This is a genomic window from Chryseobacterium sp. 22458, from assembly GCF_052044975.1.
Lineage (GTDB): Bacteria > Bacteroidota > Bacteroidia > Flavobacteriales > Weeksellaceae > Chryseobacterium.
Map to the genome: position 1 here is coordinate 1,189,040 of NZ_JBQEOA010000001.1, position 15,133 is coordinate 1,204,172.

At 37.6% G+C, this 15,133-nt stretch carries 18 protein-coding genes; 5 read left to right on the plus strand and 13 right to left on the minus strand.

Annotation, left to right across the window (positions count from 1 at the left end; translation table 11 throughout):
• Nucleotides 1-105 precede the first annotated feature (105 nt).
• The 11 genes from ACTJJF_RS05220 to ACTJJF_RS05270 form a co-directional block, all read right to left on the minus strand.
• The gene (locus ACTJJF_RS05220; RefSeq protein WP_440698925.1) at nucleotides 106-627 is read right to left on the minus strand and encodes an N-acetyltransferase family protein; all 522 of its coding nucleotides are present in this window, start codon (nucleotides 625-627) and stop codon (nucleotides 106-108) included.
• Nucleotides 628-641: 14 nt separating this feature from the next.
• Nucleotides 642-1,223: a 5'-methylthioadenosine/S-adenosylhomocysteine nucleosidase family protein gene (locus ACTJJF_RS05225; protein WP_440698926.1), complete on the minus strand. Its 582-nt coding sequence runs from the start codon at nucleotides 1,221-1,223 to the stop codon at nucleotides 642-644.
• A gap of 73 nt (nucleotides 1,224-1,296) precedes the next feature.
• The gene (locus tag ACTJJF_RS05230; protein ID WP_440698927.1) at nucleotides 1,297-1,668 is read right to left on the minus strand and encodes a hypothetical protein; all 372 of its coding nucleotides are present in this window, start codon (nucleotides 1,666-1,668) and stop codon (nucleotides 1,297-1,299) included.
• Between the two features lie 115 nt (nucleotides 1,669-1,783).
• Nucleotides 1,784-2,485, minus strand: coding sequence for a DsbA family oxidoreductase (locus ACTJJF_RS05235; protein WP_312305212.1), 702 nt, complete (start codon nucleotides 2,483-2,485; stop codon nucleotides 1,784-1,786).
• A 200-nt stretch (nucleotides 2,486-2,685) separates the two neighbouring features.
• Nucleotides 2,686-2,931, minus strand: coding sequence for a hypothetical protein (locus ACTJJF_RS05240; RefSeq protein WP_312305224.1), 246 nt, complete (start codon nucleotides 2,929-2,931; stop codon nucleotides 2,686-2,688).
• 29 nt (nucleotides 2,932-2,960) lie between these two features.
• Nucleotides 2,961-3,839, minus strand: coding sequence for a hypothetical protein (locus ACTJJF_RS05245; RefSeq protein ID WP_440698928.1), 879 nt, complete (start codon nucleotides 3,837-3,839; stop codon nucleotides 2,961-2,963).
• Between the two features lie 12 nt (nucleotides 3,840-3,851).
• Complete coding sequence (locus ACTJJF_RS05250; RefSeq protein WP_440698929.1) at nucleotides 3,852-4,205, minus strand: hypothetical protein; 354 nt, start codon at nucleotides 4,203-4,205, stop codon at nucleotides 3,852-3,854.
• Between the two features lie 25 nt (nucleotides 4,206-4,230).
• Complete coding sequence (locus ACTJJF_RS05255) at nucleotides 4,231-4,731, minus strand: ankyrin repeat domain-containing protein (protein WP_440698930.1); 501 nt, start codon at nucleotides 4,729-4,731, stop codon at nucleotides 4,231-4,233.
• 14 nt (nucleotides 4,732-4,745) lie between these two features.
• Entirely contained in the window at nucleotides 4,746-6,227 is a 1,482-nt protein-coding gene (locus ACTJJF_RS05260; RefSeq protein WP_440698931.1) for an HNH/ENDO VII family nuclease, read from the minus strand.
• A 5-nt stretch (nucleotides 6,228-6,232) separates the two neighbouring features.
• Complete coding sequence (locus tag ACTJJF_RS05265) at nucleotides 6,233-8,314, minus strand: type VI secretion system Vgr family protein (protein ID WP_440698932.1); 2,082 nt, start codon at nucleotides 8,312-8,314, stop codon at nucleotides 6,233-6,235.
• A 798-nt stretch (nucleotides 8,315-9,112) separates the two neighbouring features.
• Nucleotides 9,113-10,297 (minus strand): MFS transporter, encoded by a 1,185-nt coding sequence (locus ACTJJF_RS05270; protein ID WP_440698933.1) that lies wholly within the window; start codon nucleotides 10,295-10,297, stop codon nucleotides 9,113-9,115.
• 290 nt (nucleotides 10,298-10,587) lie between these two features.
• Here ACTJJF_RS05270 and ACTJJF_RS05275 point away from each other — a divergent pair, with 290 nt between their 5' ends.
• Together ACTJJF_RS05275 and ACTJJF_RS05280 are read left to right on the plus strand one after the other, a co-directional pair.
• The gene (locus tag ACTJJF_RS05275) at nucleotides 10,588-11,346 is read left to right on the plus strand and encodes an NUDIX hydrolase (protein ID WP_312305298.1); all 759 of its coding nucleotides are present in this window, start codon (nucleotides 10,588-10,590) and stop codon (nucleotides 11,344-11,346) included.
• Nucleotides 11,347-11,431: 85 nt separating this feature from the next.
• The gene (locus ACTJJF_RS05280; protein ID WP_440698934.1) at nucleotides 11,432-12,163 is read left to right on the plus strand and encodes an MBL fold metallo-hydrolase; all 732 of its coding nucleotides are present in this window, start codon (nucleotides 11,432-11,434) and stop codon (nucleotides 12,161-12,163) included.
• Between the two features lie 18 nt (nucleotides 12,164-12,181).
• On the opposite strand, the gene ACTJJF_RS05285 is transcribed toward ACTJJF_RS05280, so the two are convergent.
• On the minus strand, nucleotides 12,182-12,523 hold the full coding sequence (locus tag ACTJJF_RS05285; RefSeq protein WP_440698935.1) for a helix-turn-helix transcriptional regulator: 342 nt from the start codon (nucleotides 12,521-12,523) through the stop codon (nucleotides 12,182-12,184).
• A gap of 594 nt (nucleotides 12,524-13,117) precedes the next feature.
• On the opposite strand from ACTJJF_RS05285, the gene ACTJJF_RS05290 reads away from it, so the two are divergent.
• Nucleotides 13,118-13,711 (plus strand): Crp/Fnr family transcriptional regulator, encoded by a 594-nt coding sequence (locus ACTJJF_RS05290; RefSeq protein ID WP_440698936.1) that lies wholly within the window; start codon nucleotides 13,118-13,120, stop codon nucleotides 13,709-13,711.
• A gap of 38 nt (nucleotides 13,712-13,749) precedes the next feature.
• Here the strand turns inward: ACTJJF_RS05290 and ACTJJF_RS05295 are convergent, their stop codons facing one another.
• Entirely contained in the window at nucleotides 13,750-14,406 is a 657-nt protein-coding gene (locus ACTJJF_RS05295) for a CatA-like O-acetyltransferase (RefSeq protein WP_440698937.1), read from the minus strand.
• Nucleotides 14,407-14,601: 195 nt separating this feature from the next.
• Here ACTJJF_RS05295 and ACTJJF_RS05300 point away from each other — a divergent pair, with 195 nt between their 5' ends.
• Both ACTJJF_RS05300 and ACTJJF_RS05305 read left to right on the plus strand, forming a co-directional pair.
• The gene (locus ACTJJF_RS05300; protein ID WP_440698938.1) at nucleotides 14,602-14,745 is read left to right on the plus strand and encodes a hypothetical protein; all 144 of its coding nucleotides are present in this window, start codon (nucleotides 14,602-14,604) and stop codon (nucleotides 14,743-14,745) included.
• Entirely contained in the window at nucleotides 14,742-15,056 is a 315-nt protein-coding gene (locus ACTJJF_RS05305) for a PPC domain-containing DNA-binding protein (protein ID WP_440698939.1), read from the plus strand. The genes ACTJJF_RS05300 and ACTJJF_RS05305 overlap by 4 nt, the downstream gene beginning before the upstream one ends.
• The last annotated feature ends 77 nt before the right edge of the window (nucleotides 15,057-15,133 follow it).

The following is a 15,133-nucleotide window of genomic DNA, read 5'->3' on the forward strand; positions in this document are numbered from 1 at the left end:
GACCATTTATTGCCACTGATGCACAATAAATCATTACTTCATCAGTGACTGACATAACCACAGATATTTTAAAAAAGCTATTCCAGTATTTAGAAATTTTTATTTTCAATCCAGTATTTTCTTCATCATCAGATCCGTTTGCTCTTCTTCTCCAAGCCTGAAAATATGCTTATCAAACTCCACAAACCCGTTTTTTTTATAAAAGTGTAATGCTCTCAGGTTTTCTTCCCAAACACCCAGCCATAGATAAGATTTATTAAGGTTTCCTGCCGTTTCTACGGCCTGGTCATAAAGAAGTTGTCCTACTTTTTTACCGTGATGGCTTTTCTTCACATAAATTCTTTCGATTTCAAGACTTTTTTCATCCTGCAATTCAGTCTGAGCTTTTCCGGAATTTACTTTCAGATAGCCTACAGGTTCATCTTCTTCCCAAGCAATATAAAACTGCGAATCCGGATTATTGAGTTCTGATTTTATTTTTTCAGTATTAAAACTTTCCTCAAGATACTTCTTCATTGCTTCTTCAGAATTGTCTGCTGAAAATGTTTCTGAAAAGGTCTGTATTCCCAGATTCTGTATGATTTCCAGATCTTCCGATACTGCTTTATTGATGATAATTGATGCCATTCTACTTTCGAATTTTATGAAAAAAGGATTTTTTTAAATGCTTCCGCCGCCAGGTGTACCTGCACACTCCAGTCATCTGCTGCTTCACTTCCTGCATCGTCAGAAATATATTTTAAACATAAAAACGGAATGTTTTCCTGCTGGGCGATCAATGCAAGAGGATACGCTTCCATATCCACGATATTATAATCTGTTTCTGAGTGGTTCATTTCAAAGCTGTCACCGCTTCCACAGATCCCTTCTTTCAAGGCATCCATTTTAAGGCCATATTCCAAAACAGGAGGAACTCCGGATAGTGGTGTTTCATAGAGTTTAAATCCAAGCCCTCTTACATCCATATCCCTCTGAATAAATTTTGTGCAGCATACGACTTCTCCTTTATGAAAACCTTTGCTTCCGGCCGAACCTAAATTAACGATCAGCTTAGGCTTTCTGGTATGAATTTCTTTCGTAAGCTCAATCGCTGCATTCACTTTTCCGATGCCTGTAATTAATTTATTTTTTCCGTCAAATTCCTTTCCTGCTTCAGAATCCAATGCAAAAACAAAAAGAGTGTCTGCCACCGGATACTGAAGTTCATTATTAATTTTTATCATTGATATAGTAGATTTTTTCAGGTGTTATACTGAATGACAAAGATACGGCAGTTTTTCTGTGTTTGAACAAATATTATGCTGTCTTCTCCTTCTGTCTTTTCGCAGTAAGAATGATAGACACAGGATAACCAATGATGAATATTGCCAGAGGAATCTGAAATAATAAGTAATTAAACTGTTCAAAGGGGACCTGTATTATTCTGCTTATCACAGGGGAAAGCATCATAAGAAAACTTAAAATTGCCGGTGGAACATTATTTTTCCATTTTACCAGATTCAGAAGAATTCCGAATATTCCCAAAACAGCAAAAATCTGATCTAAATTCCCAAAATCAAAAGCAGTGAACAGCAACCAGATAACCAATGGAATAGCAGTCATGGTTCCCATTAAAATTATGAATAAATAAGCAAGAATTGAAACGGTTTTCAGAATCGTTGCGGCCATTTTATATGGTTCTATTTTAAATGTAAATATTCTTGTGTTTCTAAATACAATCAAAAATAGAACATATTATACTAAAAACCCCAAAACAAGCATATGTTTTGGGGTTAAAATTTTATCAGATACTGCATCCATCCGCATCACAGGAAGCCCCATTGCTTCCGGAGAGATCTTTAAAAGGACTCACAGTTTCTTTATAGGTCTGCTGAAGAGCATTTTCAAATACTTCTACGGGTTGTGCCCCCGAAACTGCATATTTACCATTAAGAACAAAGAACGGAACCCCGGAAACTCCATTATTTCTAGCTTCCAGAATATCCTGGTTTACTTCATAATCCAATTGGTCTGAAGTCACAGCCTCTCTTGCTTCTTCTTTGTCAATTCCTAAATTTTCAGCTAGGGAAACCAAAACCTCAGGGTCAGCCACATTCTTACCGTCAATAAAATGAGCGATGAATAAAGCTTCTTCCATTTCATTGGATTTATTGTGTTTTTTGGCTAAATGAAGCAGTTTGTGAGCACTAAAGGTATTGGTGATTAATGCTTTTTCAAAATTAAAATCAATTCCGGCTCCTTTCCCCATCTGGGTAACCTGACTGAGCATTTGTGTTGCCTGAGATTCAGGAACTCCTTTCTTTTCTTTGAAATACTGAATGGTGTTTTGAGTTTTTTCAGCGTCTAATGTAGGGTCAAGCTGAAAGCTCTTCCACTCTACTTCCACATCATCTTTAAACGGCAGTTTTTCTAAAGCCTTTTCAAAATTATTCTTTCCTATATAACAAAACGGACACATTACATCCGACCAGATTTCTATTTTCATTGTATTTATTTTAAATCAAATTGTTACTGCAAATTTACTACATTTCATTAATGTAACAAAATTTATTACAGTTTAATTCTGTCTGACCATTTCCTGTTTCTTCTTTCTTTCAGATGTTGACTATTGTATACAAAATTTTTCCGCAGATTCAGACTGTCTGGGCCTGAATTTACGGAAAATAAGTATTAAATAGCCTTTGTTTATAGCTTTTTAAGAATTTTATGCTGTGACTGATGCACAAGCCTTAATCTGTTATCAATGAACAGTCTTCGGATAAGATGTCTTTTGATATAAATTTTTTCTCCTTTTACAGTTTTATATTCAAAAAAAACAGCTCCTTCTTTTAATGCCCCCAAAAGAAACTCCTTATTTCCGATCCGGAAAGACCTGCTCCATCTTTTTTCCCGGATTTCCTCTGTATGATCTTTAGAAATTATTGGTTTCATTGCGTGTATATTTGGGGGTAGACTTTATCTCAGGAAATCACAGGTGTCTTCTGCTGTATTTTCTTTTCAGTATCGCTGATCATTTGATAGGAAAACTTTTGATAGACCTGTTCATGACCTATTTCCTCTACTTTTTCCACTATGGATTGTTTCAGTTTTCCTGTATTTCTGTCGATATACCGTTCTTCTTTCTGAAACATTGTAAAATTGAGCAGATCCAGGTCTATTCTGTCTTTGAACTGGCCGTAAGCAGCATTCAGATACCCTTCAGAAAGTGGGCGTACCGGATAAGTATTGACAAGAATATGAATGTCATTTGGATTATTCCCGTTTTGTTCACTGATGTTCATATCCCATTCCAGATTGGCGGTATTCAGGATGTTGGCGCCTGTTAACCTTTTGGTTTTAGGCAGTTCAATATTGAATACCTGCCCGAAGTACATATGCAGAAATTCGCTGTTCTGGATAGTCTGTGCCAGTTTTTCTTTGTTGGTAAACAGTGAGTCATTGACGGCAATCAGTTTTCTCAGTTCATCATTATTGGAAAGTGCTGCTGTCATTTCTGTTTTTGTCTGTTGCCATTTTGATAGTACAAGATCCATATTCAGAACCTGCAGGATTTCTCCTTTCTGCGATAATTTCAGATGAAGCTCATTAAACATTCTGTTGAAGGCAGCCGTAACCTGTGCTATTTCTTTTACCAGATCATTATTAGACTGATCCAGAAAAAGATCCAGTAAGATGAGACGGCACTCTATTTCGTTCTCATTACATCTGATGACGGTAAAATCATACCTCATGATCGTTCTTGAGGTCATATGATTGTCAATCAGTTTGGAATTCGTTTCGATCACCAGCTCATATTGCTCATTGAATGGTTGACTAATGATGATTTTATGGTGCAGCATAGGTTTATGATCTTAAATAAATTCTGTAGTATAGGATGTGATATCCCCAATTTCACTGTGCTCAAAATAATATTTTATCAGATCCAGCGCTTCCTGTCTGTTTACTTTAGTGACGGCAAATTTGATAATATTTTCATCAACCAGTATTTCTACTTTGATGTCTTTATTGTCAAAAACTTCGTCATTTCTCATCGCTTTTAGCTGCAAATAAGAATCCCCAAAGTCCTGATTGTAAAAAGTGTTTTCATCAGTCCAGTCCAGTTTATTGAATAATTCTACAGCTTCATCATAAGTAAGAGGAGGTTCATTATGACTTTTTGATTCACTGTGTAATATTTTTCTTAGCTCCATATTTTGTTTAATCATTTATTTTAAAATATAAATCAGGTTATTAGGTTTCCAGCGTTTCTATTAAAGGTTGGTAATCTATTTGTTTGGCAAAATCTAAAGAACTTTGTCCGTTGTTTTTGTAGTCAGGATCTGCGCCATATTTCAGATAGATCTTGACCAGGTTGAGATCTTCCGGAGTTTTAACATAAAAAACAGCATACCATAACGGCTGTCCTCCGAAACGATCTGTAATGGTGAGATCTGCTCCATTCTCAAGCAGTAATTCTGCTATCTTTATTTTATTGCTGACACTGGTCCATGCAATGGGCTGATGCTCGGGAAGCAGATGTAAAGCTGTTCTGCCTTCAACGTTTTGCAGATTAGGATCTGCGCCGTGATCCAACAGAAGCTGTACAGATTCTATACGCTCCATCTTAACGGCAAACATTAGTGCAGTATGCAACATTCCTTTTTCCGGTTCGTTGACGCTTTCTGGATGTTCTTCCAATATTTTTTTTAATTCCGCTGAGTTTTCTTTTATGGCTGCTTGATGAATATTCATATTTTATAAAATTTTTATTGGTCAAAAGGATATAGCGAAACATCAGATTCATGGGAATGGGAACTGCTGGTCTCAGGTGTTTCCGGTCTGTAATATTGTGGATCATTATAATAATCAAGGAACTCCTGTTCCGTAATTCTTCCTTCTCTTAATGCTCTCACAAGATGCCTGTATTCATATCCGGGTTTATGGCCTTTGTACCAGTTTCCTCTTAATGGTTCACCTGGTCGCCAGACTATTTCTTTACCATTCGGAACAGGGTCATACACTTTTCCATTCGGCCCTTTTGCGTTATTATAAATCTGCTCATTGAGTCTTGCTTCATTTCTGAAACTTGGTCGTCCATCATCGTAAGCCCTGCCGGAAGGAGGTTTAAAGAACGGATTAGCTTCATTAGGGACCGGAGTTCCGGGTTTTATTCCCCATGGATTGTTCCTGGTATAATAAGGTTTTCCGCTTGGGCTCATGGCCATACCTTTGGGAAGAGCTTTAAAATTCAGTCCATAAAACAGAAACATAGCATCTGAAAAACGGAGTCCGCTTATTCCCTGTTCTGCAATACGGTTTCCGAACTCGTATTCCGGTAATGCTCCTTTTGCAGCGCTGTTGGCTAATGCTGTGGGATCTTCCTGACCTAATGCATAGTCACGCCAGGCTGCTTCCCCTCCATGAGTTACCCTTCCGCCGAGTAGAACAGCACCTATGCTTCCGCCTCCTATTCCAATGGATGCTCCTAAATTACGTAAAATACTCATTCCTGTAGGCCTTGCCAGTGCCATCGCTGCTCGGGAAAAATTGAGTCCTGTCCCCAATGTACCTCCGGAAGAAGTTACCCTGCCTAAAACAGAAAGACCTCTTCCAAGTCCCAGTCTTCCAGCGAGAGTACTGGTGGTAGCTGTCGCAGAACCTGTTATGGATCCTACTCCGATCAATTGTCCGCCTGTTCCGATAAGTGCTCCGGTCAGGAAACATTCTGTGAGCTTGGCACTGTAGCTGACGGCAGCAAAGCCAAAAGCGTCCAGCCAGCTTTTAATGTTAGGAGCAAACTGGATGAGTCCTCCTGCCTTGCATTCCATCTGATGGGCACCTGTAATGGTTTTTGTTCCTGTAGAAATAAAATCGGATTTATTTCCCATCCATTTTCTTGCAGGTCCCATTTTATGCCCGCATAACAATCCGCCTACGACAGCTCCGATGACGCCTCCTACAAGCCCGGCCACAGCTCCCAGGAGTACAAGTCCCATACCGCCTGTTGCTACTGTGAGCACCCCTACCGCTACCGCTACAACAACTGCCAGTGCAGCAACGATGGCCAGTAAGAGCATATATTTTTTACAGCCGAAATCAATCCAGCTGACGGTACTGGTATCTTCTACGGTGATGTATACTTTACCATCACTCGTTTTGTTACTTTTTCTGGTGCCTTGAAAAGGAGTCGGCATTGCTCCTTCAGAGCATATCCAAAAATCTTTTTCATTAATAATTTCAACTCCCATAGCCCTTAATTTACGAATACATCACCGCCGTCAAGTTTGGTTTCACCTCCAATGTGGTTTTTAGGAGAATTGATCTCTATCGCTTGTCCTCCTTTTACACCTACTCCGTCAGAACCATCCAAACCGATCACTTTTCCATTGATAAGGATCGTTCCGTCTGATTTCATTGTCAGCGAACTTTTACCGGTTGTAAGCGTAATATTGGTATTGCACGTTAAAGATATATTTCCTGCATTGTCCATTTTCAGCAGACTTTCACTTCCTTTTCCTACATTAATCGTTTTGGAAACAGCTGCGTTGGTAGCTGCATTGCCTGCTCCGTCAAAATGCATATTAGCTCCTCCCTGATCCTGAAGATTCATAGATCCTGCACCGTTGTCATATTTCAGTTCGGCCCCGCTTCTTCCGCTGAAACTCATGATGTTGTTTCCGGCTCCTCCGCCGGCTCCGATATTGCCATGGAACAATCCTCCCATTACAAAAGGACGGTCCGGATGCTGATGAACGAAATTGACAACAACCTGGTCCCCGACTTCCGGCACAGACATAAAACCACGGTTTTTACTTACTTTATCACTGCTTCCTGCATCAGGAGACATTACTCTGATAAATTCTGTAGTGCTTTGCCCGTTTTGCCAGTCAAACTGTACCTGTACTCTTCCCTGGTTCAACGGATCGGTGTTCGAAATTACTTTGCCAAACTGAGGCTCTGCTTTTGGAGTTTCAAATTCCGGGCGGGGAATAAATCCTGTATCGGCTGCAATAGCTTCAAAGTTTCCGGTGTAATATCCTCGGGCATCTACTTCATGGCTCACCACTGTGATCATAAGTTTCGTAAAATATGAGGTCTGGTTGGTTTCAGATTTCCGCATCTCAAGATCTGCAATGCAACCGGGATATAAAAAAGGAATGGAGGTATTGCCTGAAGTGATGAATACATTCACGGCCTTACTTCCGGCCGTACCTTTCTGTGAGGCATCAATATCCATAAAGCTGGATGCTTTAATGGGAGCCACTCTTAAAGAAGGGGTTTTAAAAGTTTTCTGGGAAATTTCATAAGCCCTTTTTGCAATATCCGACTGATGATTTATTTTGGAATCTCCTGTAGTCAGTTTTTCATTCTTACTGCTGTTATAGCCATAAAAAGTAGGATTTACATGCTGGGCCTTCATATTGATCCTGATATCCTGTACACTGCTGCCATAAACGAGCTGAACAGGTTTCTCCTGTGGAGGCAACTTTCCGAAATGCAGAATCTCACCATCATAATAAAACTGTTCTCCGTAAGCTTCTGCTATTCTTGCAAGATAATTGTAATGGGTTTCTTCATATTGCGAACTGTAAGAAACATTTCCATGCTGAGCATCTACCCTAAAATCAAATTTATTTCCGCCTAAACCTTCCCTGATGACCTGATCAACAATACTGTTCAGGCTTATTTCCTGCCCTCCCCCAAAACTTTGAATATGAGGGGCTGCATCCAAAAGAACGGTAGGACTGTAGCCGGTAAGCACAATATTTCCAAGGCTGCCTTTCTCCTGGCTGAATCCTACTTCTGTAATTACCCCTACAAAATTTCTTTCAGGACTGTCTTCTACATCTTTATATTTAAAAACTACCGTAATCCTTTTTCCCAAAAAGTTTTGCGCTTCTTCAAGATTATGATTTTCTGCATTTCCCAATGTATCATAAGCCAGTATAAGGCTAAAACTATGATGTTTTAGGGTACTCTGGGTAAGACTGAAATGTTTAAAATGCGGGATGAGTTTTCCTTCTACTACTATTTCGAGTTTTACAACTCTGTTGATCCCCAGAATCTGACTGGTAGGAATGGAGGAAGCATTATGAATTTTTGAAGTTGGCTGATTAGACCATAGCTTACCATCCGTCGTCATCGGGGTATTTCGCTGCATGCTTTGGTTCATGAACATCATTGAAGAGTTCTGAGCCGTTTCTGCATAGCTCTTAGCCTGATTAATTTTCTGATCGGCTTTATTGATTGTTTTTGAAACACCGGTGTCCTTAAGATTCTCTGTATCCGGAATCTTGGGAGCTTGCGGTTTTGCAGGTTTATTATCCTTAAACATAACCTTTCTTTTAGTACTTATGAATTGACTTTTTTAATCTTATAATAGATTCCGGTTAAAATTTGCATTTCCTGTGAAATGAAAATTCCCTTTGCTGCAATTGCTTGAATGGATATAAAGACAATTAAAACAAGTAAAGTACAGAGTATTTGTTCCTCTCTAAATACATAAACAGAACAGGATATATACATTTTCTCCGTTCTGGTATGTTTTTTATTGAAAAAGGATGAACAGTGAGGTTAAATCTCTTTAAAAGGAAGTTTTCACGATCATTTATTATTTAAATGTATCGGTTTACAGCAGATTTTGATCATGATTTACGCCTGTCGGAAGATTGTATTCCTCAGAGAAGTTCTGTTTATGTTGCTTTCGGATTTGTTTTCATAATTCGTAAATTTTAAATATTAATACTTATTGGTTAGTGATTGTGATGTATCAAATTTATAGAGAACAATTGTACCGACAAAATATTTATATTGAATTTTTAATTTTTGTAGTAATTCTACGATTGTAGATTTAAAAACGGATATAATCTACATGTTTACAATTTGTTAAAAACATAAAACGACAATTGCCTTTCAGCTTTTTCTCTCAATTTACAACTTTTTTAATCTATTGAATAATGGATCAAAAAAACTAATGATTTGTACCCGTAAATAGGGTAATTTTTTTATGAAATATGAAAAATACAGAAACGTAGGAAGCCTGACCAGAACTAAAAGCAATGGTTGGAAAGTAAAAATAATGTTTTGAATTTTCAGTCTAAGGTCAAAAACAGATTACTGCTATATTGAAGCTTTAAGATAGATTAACTTTTCTGCAAAAAAGGATATGGGCAATCAATGCCAGAACACCAAATAAAGTCCCTACAAAACATACGCCACCCCACTGTGCTTGCTGCCAGGCAATAGAAGCCAGCCATGTTCCCAGGGATCCGCCGATAAAATAGGAAACCATATACACCGTATTCAGCCGGTTAACCGCATTTGATTTAATCAGGAAATAATTGGTCTGATTCATAATGTGACTGGACTGTACTCCCAGGTCCACGAGAATAACTCCTACAATCAGTCCCCAATAGGTTTCACCTGCAAAATAAGTGAATCCCCAGCTGCCTATGACGATAAGCAAAGAATACAAAATGATTCTGTTAATATCCATATACTTCTGGAGTTTTCCAACTTTTGCCGCAGCCAAAGCACCTACAGCTCCTGCCAGCCCGAAACTGCCTACTACTGAAGATCCGGCATTGAAAGGCGGTTTTTCCATATGGAAAACTAAAGTGGTAAACAATGCACACATTGATCCGAAGGCCATTGCCCCACGGAATGAAGCCAGCTGAAGTATAGGCTGTGTTCTTGCAAGATGAGCTACAGAACGCATAAGTTCTTTGTAAGTACCTTTAAAGTTGGGGTGCAATTCAGGGAGCATTTTATAAACTGCCAGCCATACCAGAATCATTAATCCGGCTGCAATGCCAAACATAGCTCTCCATCCCCAGACTTCTCCTACTATTCCCCCTATAAAACGGGAAAGCAAAATTCCCAATAGCAGACCGGACATTACAAGCCCGATATTGGCTGATTTTTCTTTATCTGAAGAAAGCTCTGCGGCAATGGGAACGAACAGCTGCGGAATGACAGATGTGGCACCAATCAGCAGACTGGCTGCATACAGCATCCATAGTTCTGTAGCAAAAGTCATCCAAAGCAAAGACCCGAAAACGAGAAAAAGATCAATCAGGATTAATTTTTTCCGGAAAAACTTGTCACCAAGCGGTACAATGAGTAATAATCCCAGGGCATAACCAATCTGAGTAAGTACAGAAATTCTGCTGGCTGCACTTTCAGAAACCTGAAGCTCTTCAGATATAAGAGCCAGTAAAGGCTGGTTATAATAATTGTTGGCTACCACTAATCCGGAAATAATGGCCATCAGCCATATCACTGTCCGGGAAATACTGTTGGAAGAAGTCTCCTGCATGCTACAAATAAATTTATGAATAAAAAGCTATTTCAGATGATCAAACGATATCTTTAATCTATAATGCCGATCAGAAACAGGCTGCTTTTTAAGAGTTCAAAGGTAGTTATTTTAATACAACAAATTACCCGGAAACCCAAAGAATAAAGCTGAAATTTCATGTTTACTTAAGTTAAATTATCAATCAAACACATTGTTTTTATAAATAATTTTCTCAAAAATGCCTTTAATGAAGTATTCCTTAAAGTTTTGATCAGTTTTCTTTACATTTGTGATACACACTTATTATTATGAATGAAAAAGATTCTAAACAACAGATTCTCAGAAGGTCTGTGGAAGCAAAAGAAATTTATCTTCCTCACATTTCAGCAGATCCTGTTATTTTCGGCTTTGATCAGAATGAACTTAAAGTTTTGCTGGCCAGGATGAATTACAGAAAACAATGGATGCTTCCCGGAGGGTATGTAAAAAAAGAAGAAGATTTGGATGATGCTGTACTCCGGATCCTTGAGTCCAGAACAGGAGTCACCGATATTTTTCTGGAAGAATTTGGCGTCTTTGGGAAGAAAAACAGAAGTGAATTTTATTTCGAAGATTTCGATGACAGTCTTTTTCAGAAACAAAGGTTTATTTCTGTAGGCTACTATGCCCTGTACAATTCATCACAGCTTAGGCCCGTTGCTGACGAAATAAGTGAAACCTGTGAATGGATATACCTGAAACAGCTACCTGAGATCAACCTCGCTATGGATCATCGGGAGATTATAGAAAAAGCATTACTGACTTTAAGAGAAAAGATTTCCCATAAGCCTATAGGATACAATCTGCTCCCTGAGAAATTTACCCTTCCAGAGTTACAGAAGCTTTATGAAGCCATATTGGGTAAGCCCCTTAACCGTGGTAACTTTTACAGGAAAATCAAAAACCTGGGGATCTTAAAAAAACTGGAAGAGCAAAGGCGTGGTGGAGCGCATAAAGCTCCGGATCTTTATTCTTTTGATGATCATCACTACAGAAAAGCTTTGGAAAACGGACTGAGCAACTGGTAAAATTTATCGGTAAGATTGTTTTTGTTGATGGTTCAGATTGATGAAAACCTTTTGAATTTTTGAAAATAATGAAGAAATTTGCTCTATGAAAATCATTCCACTCAAAGAAGGCAATTTCTCGGCCAGTAAAACCAAAGATTTCACTCTTTTAACAGCAGAAAATTCTGATACGGTTCAGGGTATTAAAATGTCTGTACAGCCGTTTCTCATCATTACGGAAAACGATTATATCCTTCTGGATGCAGGTATCGGATGGAAAAATGACGCCGGAATTCCTGTGGTTTTAACATTGCTTGATGAACATACTATTCATCCCGGGCAGATTACTAAACTGCTCTTATCCCACCTTCACAAAGATCATATAGAAGGTGCAGTAGTCCTTACTGATAATGGTTTTGAAGCAGTATTCCCAAATGCTGAAATCTATATTCAAAAACGTGAGCTTGATTTTGCCATGGAAAACAGAGGTAATCCTTCTTTTGATTTTGATATTCTGGAAAAGCTGATTCAACTGCCTGATATCATCTGGATGAATGATGACAAAGGTGAGATCACCAGTGAAATTTCATATGAAGTGGTTGGTGGCCATACTCCTTTCATGCAGGTTTTCTGGATTAAGGAAAATGAGGAAACCGTTTTCTATGGGGCAGATGATCTTCCGCAGGCTTCATATCTGAAATACCATTTAGCTTATAAAAGTGATTATGATGGCAGAAAAGCTATGGAACTAAGGCTTCAGTGGGAGAAAGAGGCAAAGGAAAACCATTGGAAAATTCTCCTTTATCATGATCTGGATAGAGCGGTACTTGAATTTTAAAATCTAAGAAAAAATGGTTTAAATTTCATTAAACCATTTATAGATATCAAATTCAGAGGGGATATTAAGCTTTTTTCTGATTCGGTTTTTCCGGTTTTGTATCGCTTTTGGCGTGACAAAGATACAGGTTGCTATTTCCTTAGTGGTCATATTGAGCTTAAGGTAAATGCAAAAGATCAGTTCAGAATTTTTAAGACCAGGCTGTATAGCAGATAACTTGTCGAAAAAATCAGGATGCACCAATCTGAATTTATTCAGCAAACGAGGAGAATTTGCTTTGGCAAGTGCTATGATTTCGTCTTGTACAAGAATCTTCTGATTCAAATCCTCTAAGTTGGGTTCAGTTTTTTTATTTTTCATAATACTTTCTCATCTACTCATTTCAGATGCGACGTCTTTGTGCATCAGTACAAATTCTTTTTCTCATATCAAACCGTTTTGATATTTTAACAGATAATGAATAATTCCTATGTATTCAAAATTATATTATTATTTTTCAATATTTATCAACAATACACACTATATACCTTGTATTTATTGAATGATTATGTTAAAATATTCATACGTGAATATTGTTACGTTTTTACACAGAGCAAAGAAAGAAAAAATGATTAAAATTTTATGAAAACTGTATACCACATAGGTACCACGTTATGTTTTTCAGCAAAATATGATAACCGCTTTTATCAACCACTTTTCAAATGTTTATCTCTGTTTTTAAACGGAAGGTAAATGTAAGGGCTTCCCATGATTAGTTTTTATGATCTTAATCAATACTTCGGGATTTGGTGATATGATTATATTTTAAAAATAGGGTATGTAAATGGTACCACATATCGATGACAAAAGATATTTTTTTTGTTACTTTATAGATCTTAATTATAATTATTCAACTATTGAAAAAATTCGTGTTTAAAGAGATTTTTTGAAAATTTACTATAATAAATCACAATTATGATCATTGAACATTTATTAATTTCATTTGGAGCGGAGACGAAAAATTATAAAGCAGGAGATATCATTTTTCGTGAAGAAGAATTTCCGTTATATTATTATCAGATTAAAACCGGAAAAATAAAGCTCAATAATTACACTGAGGACGGGAAAGAGTTTATTCAGAATATATTCTCAGACGGGCATAGCTTCGGCGAATCTCTCCTTTTCGTAGACCGGCCTTATCCCATGAATGCGATGGCAATGGAAGATTCCGTTATCTTCAGAATGCCGAAGCAGAACTTTTTGGATCTGATCAGAGATAATCCGGAAATCTCACTGAATATTTACCAATGTCTTGCAGAAAGGATGTATTATAAATATATCATGTTTTATAACCTTTCCTTTCAAAATCCCGTTTCAAAGCTGAAACTGCTGATGGATTATCTGAAAAGTTACCATGAAGACAAGGCTCCCTACTCTTTCCAGATCCCACTTACCCGCCAGCAGCTTGCTTCTCTTACAGGCCTCTGTGTAGAAACCGTGATCCGCACTATCAAACAGATGGAGAAAGAGAAAATCGTGAAGATTGAGAAGAGGAAAATTTATTATTAAAAGCCTTAGAAAACAGGGTTTAAATCCTTAATTATACTCTACAGATACAGCTGCCTCTGAAACTCCTCTAGATATTTCGCAATGTGAATTCCGTCTGCCAGGCCATGATGAGCTTCAATAGAAACAGGAAGAAACTTTTTGCCGTCACGGATACTGAATCTCCCAAAAGCAATTTTTGGGACTGATTCCGTTGTATTAAAATCTGTGGGATGTACAATTGCGCTGAAAGAATTCCATGGAATGGTAGTATGCCTTACATGATCTTTTCCTAATCTCTCATTGCTAAGTCTGAGCCCTGAAGATTCATGCACGCCTTTTATTTCTTTCTGAAGTTCCACATTGAATGCTTTAAAATCTTCTGAAAAATGAGTAAAAGAGAAACCGAAAGTCCCATCCGGTCTTCCAATGGTGCTTCCTGCATGTACGGTATCAAACTGAACAACCTGCCCGTCTACAATTCTGAGTTTTAGCTCATCAACCGTATTGACGGCAACCATAGACTTATGATAATAATAGGCAAAGAAAGAATGTCCTTTTTCTTTAGCAGTTTCATACGCTTTGGTACAGTCTACTTCCGTTGTAAAGCCAAAATAAGGGCTTGCCATACGAGAGAAAAATTCAAAATGCTCCCTTCTGTTCCATTGCTCAAGGTCTACGATCTTCATTGATTTTTTATTTGCTGCAAATTTCAGCATTTTTTATCAGTTTTAAGGCTTTTACAATTGAAATTTCAAGGTTTGCAGATTATGTTTTGTTGATAAAGCACAATTATTGTATTGAAAATGATGACAAGTTATATTTTTGAAAAATTTTCTTTTCACAGATCAGAGCCTAAGTATTGCGGGCTTTACATTTTAAAAACAAATAAAAAATTATTCAAAACGGTTATTATGGAAGGTCAAAATAGTAAAGGAAACCAATGGTCAGCGAGAAAGGTTGATAATGTTTATATTGTAAGTCTTGACAATCACGCAAATATTGTTAAAACCTTAACAGACTTTGTAAGAATCAGAATATCAGGGCCGGAGAAGTGACGGAAATAGGAGCTGTAAGCGAGGCTACACTTCGTTTTTTTAATCCTGCAACAAAAAATTATGTTGATAGAACCTTCAAAGAACAGATGGAAGTAACCAATATTTCCGGTAATGTCTCTGAAATTGAAGAAAAGCTTACCCTTCATCTGCATATTACATTAGGAAAACAAGATTATACCGCTTTGGCAGGTCATCTCCTGGAAGCGAAGATTCAGGGAGCCGCAGAATTTATTTTTTATCCGCTCAACACCAGAGTTGTAAAGCTGAAAAATGAAGAAACAGGAATCAATCTCTACGATTTTGAAAAATAAAAAGGCTGGAAAACGTACAGACTTGATTGATCTTTACATTTTCCAACCTTTTTATCATTGTGTTTTTTTCTTTTCGA

Bases quoted from the DNA above. Each gene is read 5' to 3' on its own strand.
- ACTJJF_RS05220 (WP_440698925.1), bottom strand. From the start codon at position 627: ATGGCATCAATTATCATCAATAAAGCAGTATCGGAAGATCTGGAAATC.
- ACTJJF_RS05225 (WP_440698926.1), bottom strand. From the start codon at position 1,223: ATGATAAAAATTAATAATGAACTTCAGTATCCGGTGGCAGACACTCTT.
- ACTJJF_RS05230 (WP_440698927.1), bottom strand. From the start codon at position 1,668: ATGGCCGCAACGATTCTGAAAACCGTTTCAATTCTTGCTTATTTATTC.
- ACTJJF_RS05235 (WP_312305212.1), bottom strand. From the start codon at position 2,485: ATGAAAATAGAAATCTGGTCGGATGTAATGTGTCCGTTTTGTTATATA.
- ACTJJF_RS05240 (WP_312305224.1), bottom strand. From the start codon at position 2,931: ATGAAACCAATAATTTCTAAAGATCATACAGAGGAAATCCGGGAAAAA.
- ACTJJF_RS05245 (WP_440698928.1), bottom strand. From the start codon at position 3,839: ATGCTGCACCATAAAATCATCATTAGTCAACCATTCAATGAGCAATAT.
- ACTJJF_RS05250 (WP_440698929.1), bottom strand. From the start codon at position 4,205: ATGATTAAACAAAATATGGAGCTAAGAAAAATATTACACAGTGAATCA.
- ACTJJF_RS05255 (WP_440698930.1), bottom strand. From the start codon at position 4,731: ATGAATATTCATCAAGCAGCCATAAAAGAAAACTCAGCGGAATTAAAA.
- ACTJJF_RS05260 (WP_440698931.1), bottom strand. From the start codon at position 6,227: ATGGGAGTTGAAATTATTAATGAAAAAGATTTTTGGATATGCTCTGAA.
- ACTJJF_RS05265 (WP_440698932.1), bottom strand. From the start codon at position 8,314: ATGTTTAAGGATAATAAACCTGCAAAACCGCAAGCTCCCAAGATTCCG.
- ACTJJF_RS05270 (WP_440698933.1), bottom strand. From the start codon at position 10,297: ATGCAGGAGACTTCTTCCAACAGTATTTCCCGGACAGTGATATGGCTG.
- ACTJJF_RS05275 (WP_312305298.1), top strand. From the start codon at position 10,588: ATGAATGAAAAAGATTCTAAACAACAGATTCTCAGAAGGTCTGTGGAA.
- ACTJJF_RS05280 (WP_440698934.1), top strand. From the start codon at position 11,432: ATGAAAATCATTCCACTCAAAGAAGGCAATTTCTCGGCCAGTAAAACC.
- ACTJJF_RS05285 (WP_440698935.1), bottom strand. From the start codon at position 12,523: ATGAAAAATAAAAAAACTGAACCCAACTTAGAGGATTTGAATCAGAAG.
- ACTJJF_RS05290 (WP_440698936.1), top strand. From the start codon at position 13,118: ATGATCATTGAACATTTATTAATTTCATTTGGAGCGGAGACGAAAAAT.
- ACTJJF_RS05295 (WP_440698937.1), bottom strand. From the start codon at position 14,406: ATGCTGAAATTTGCAGCAAATAAAAAATCAATGAAGATCGTAGACCTT.
- ACTJJF_RS05300 (WP_440698938.1), top strand. From the start codon at position 14,602: ATGGAAGGTCAAAATAGTAAAGGAAACCAATGGTCAGCGAGAAAGGTT.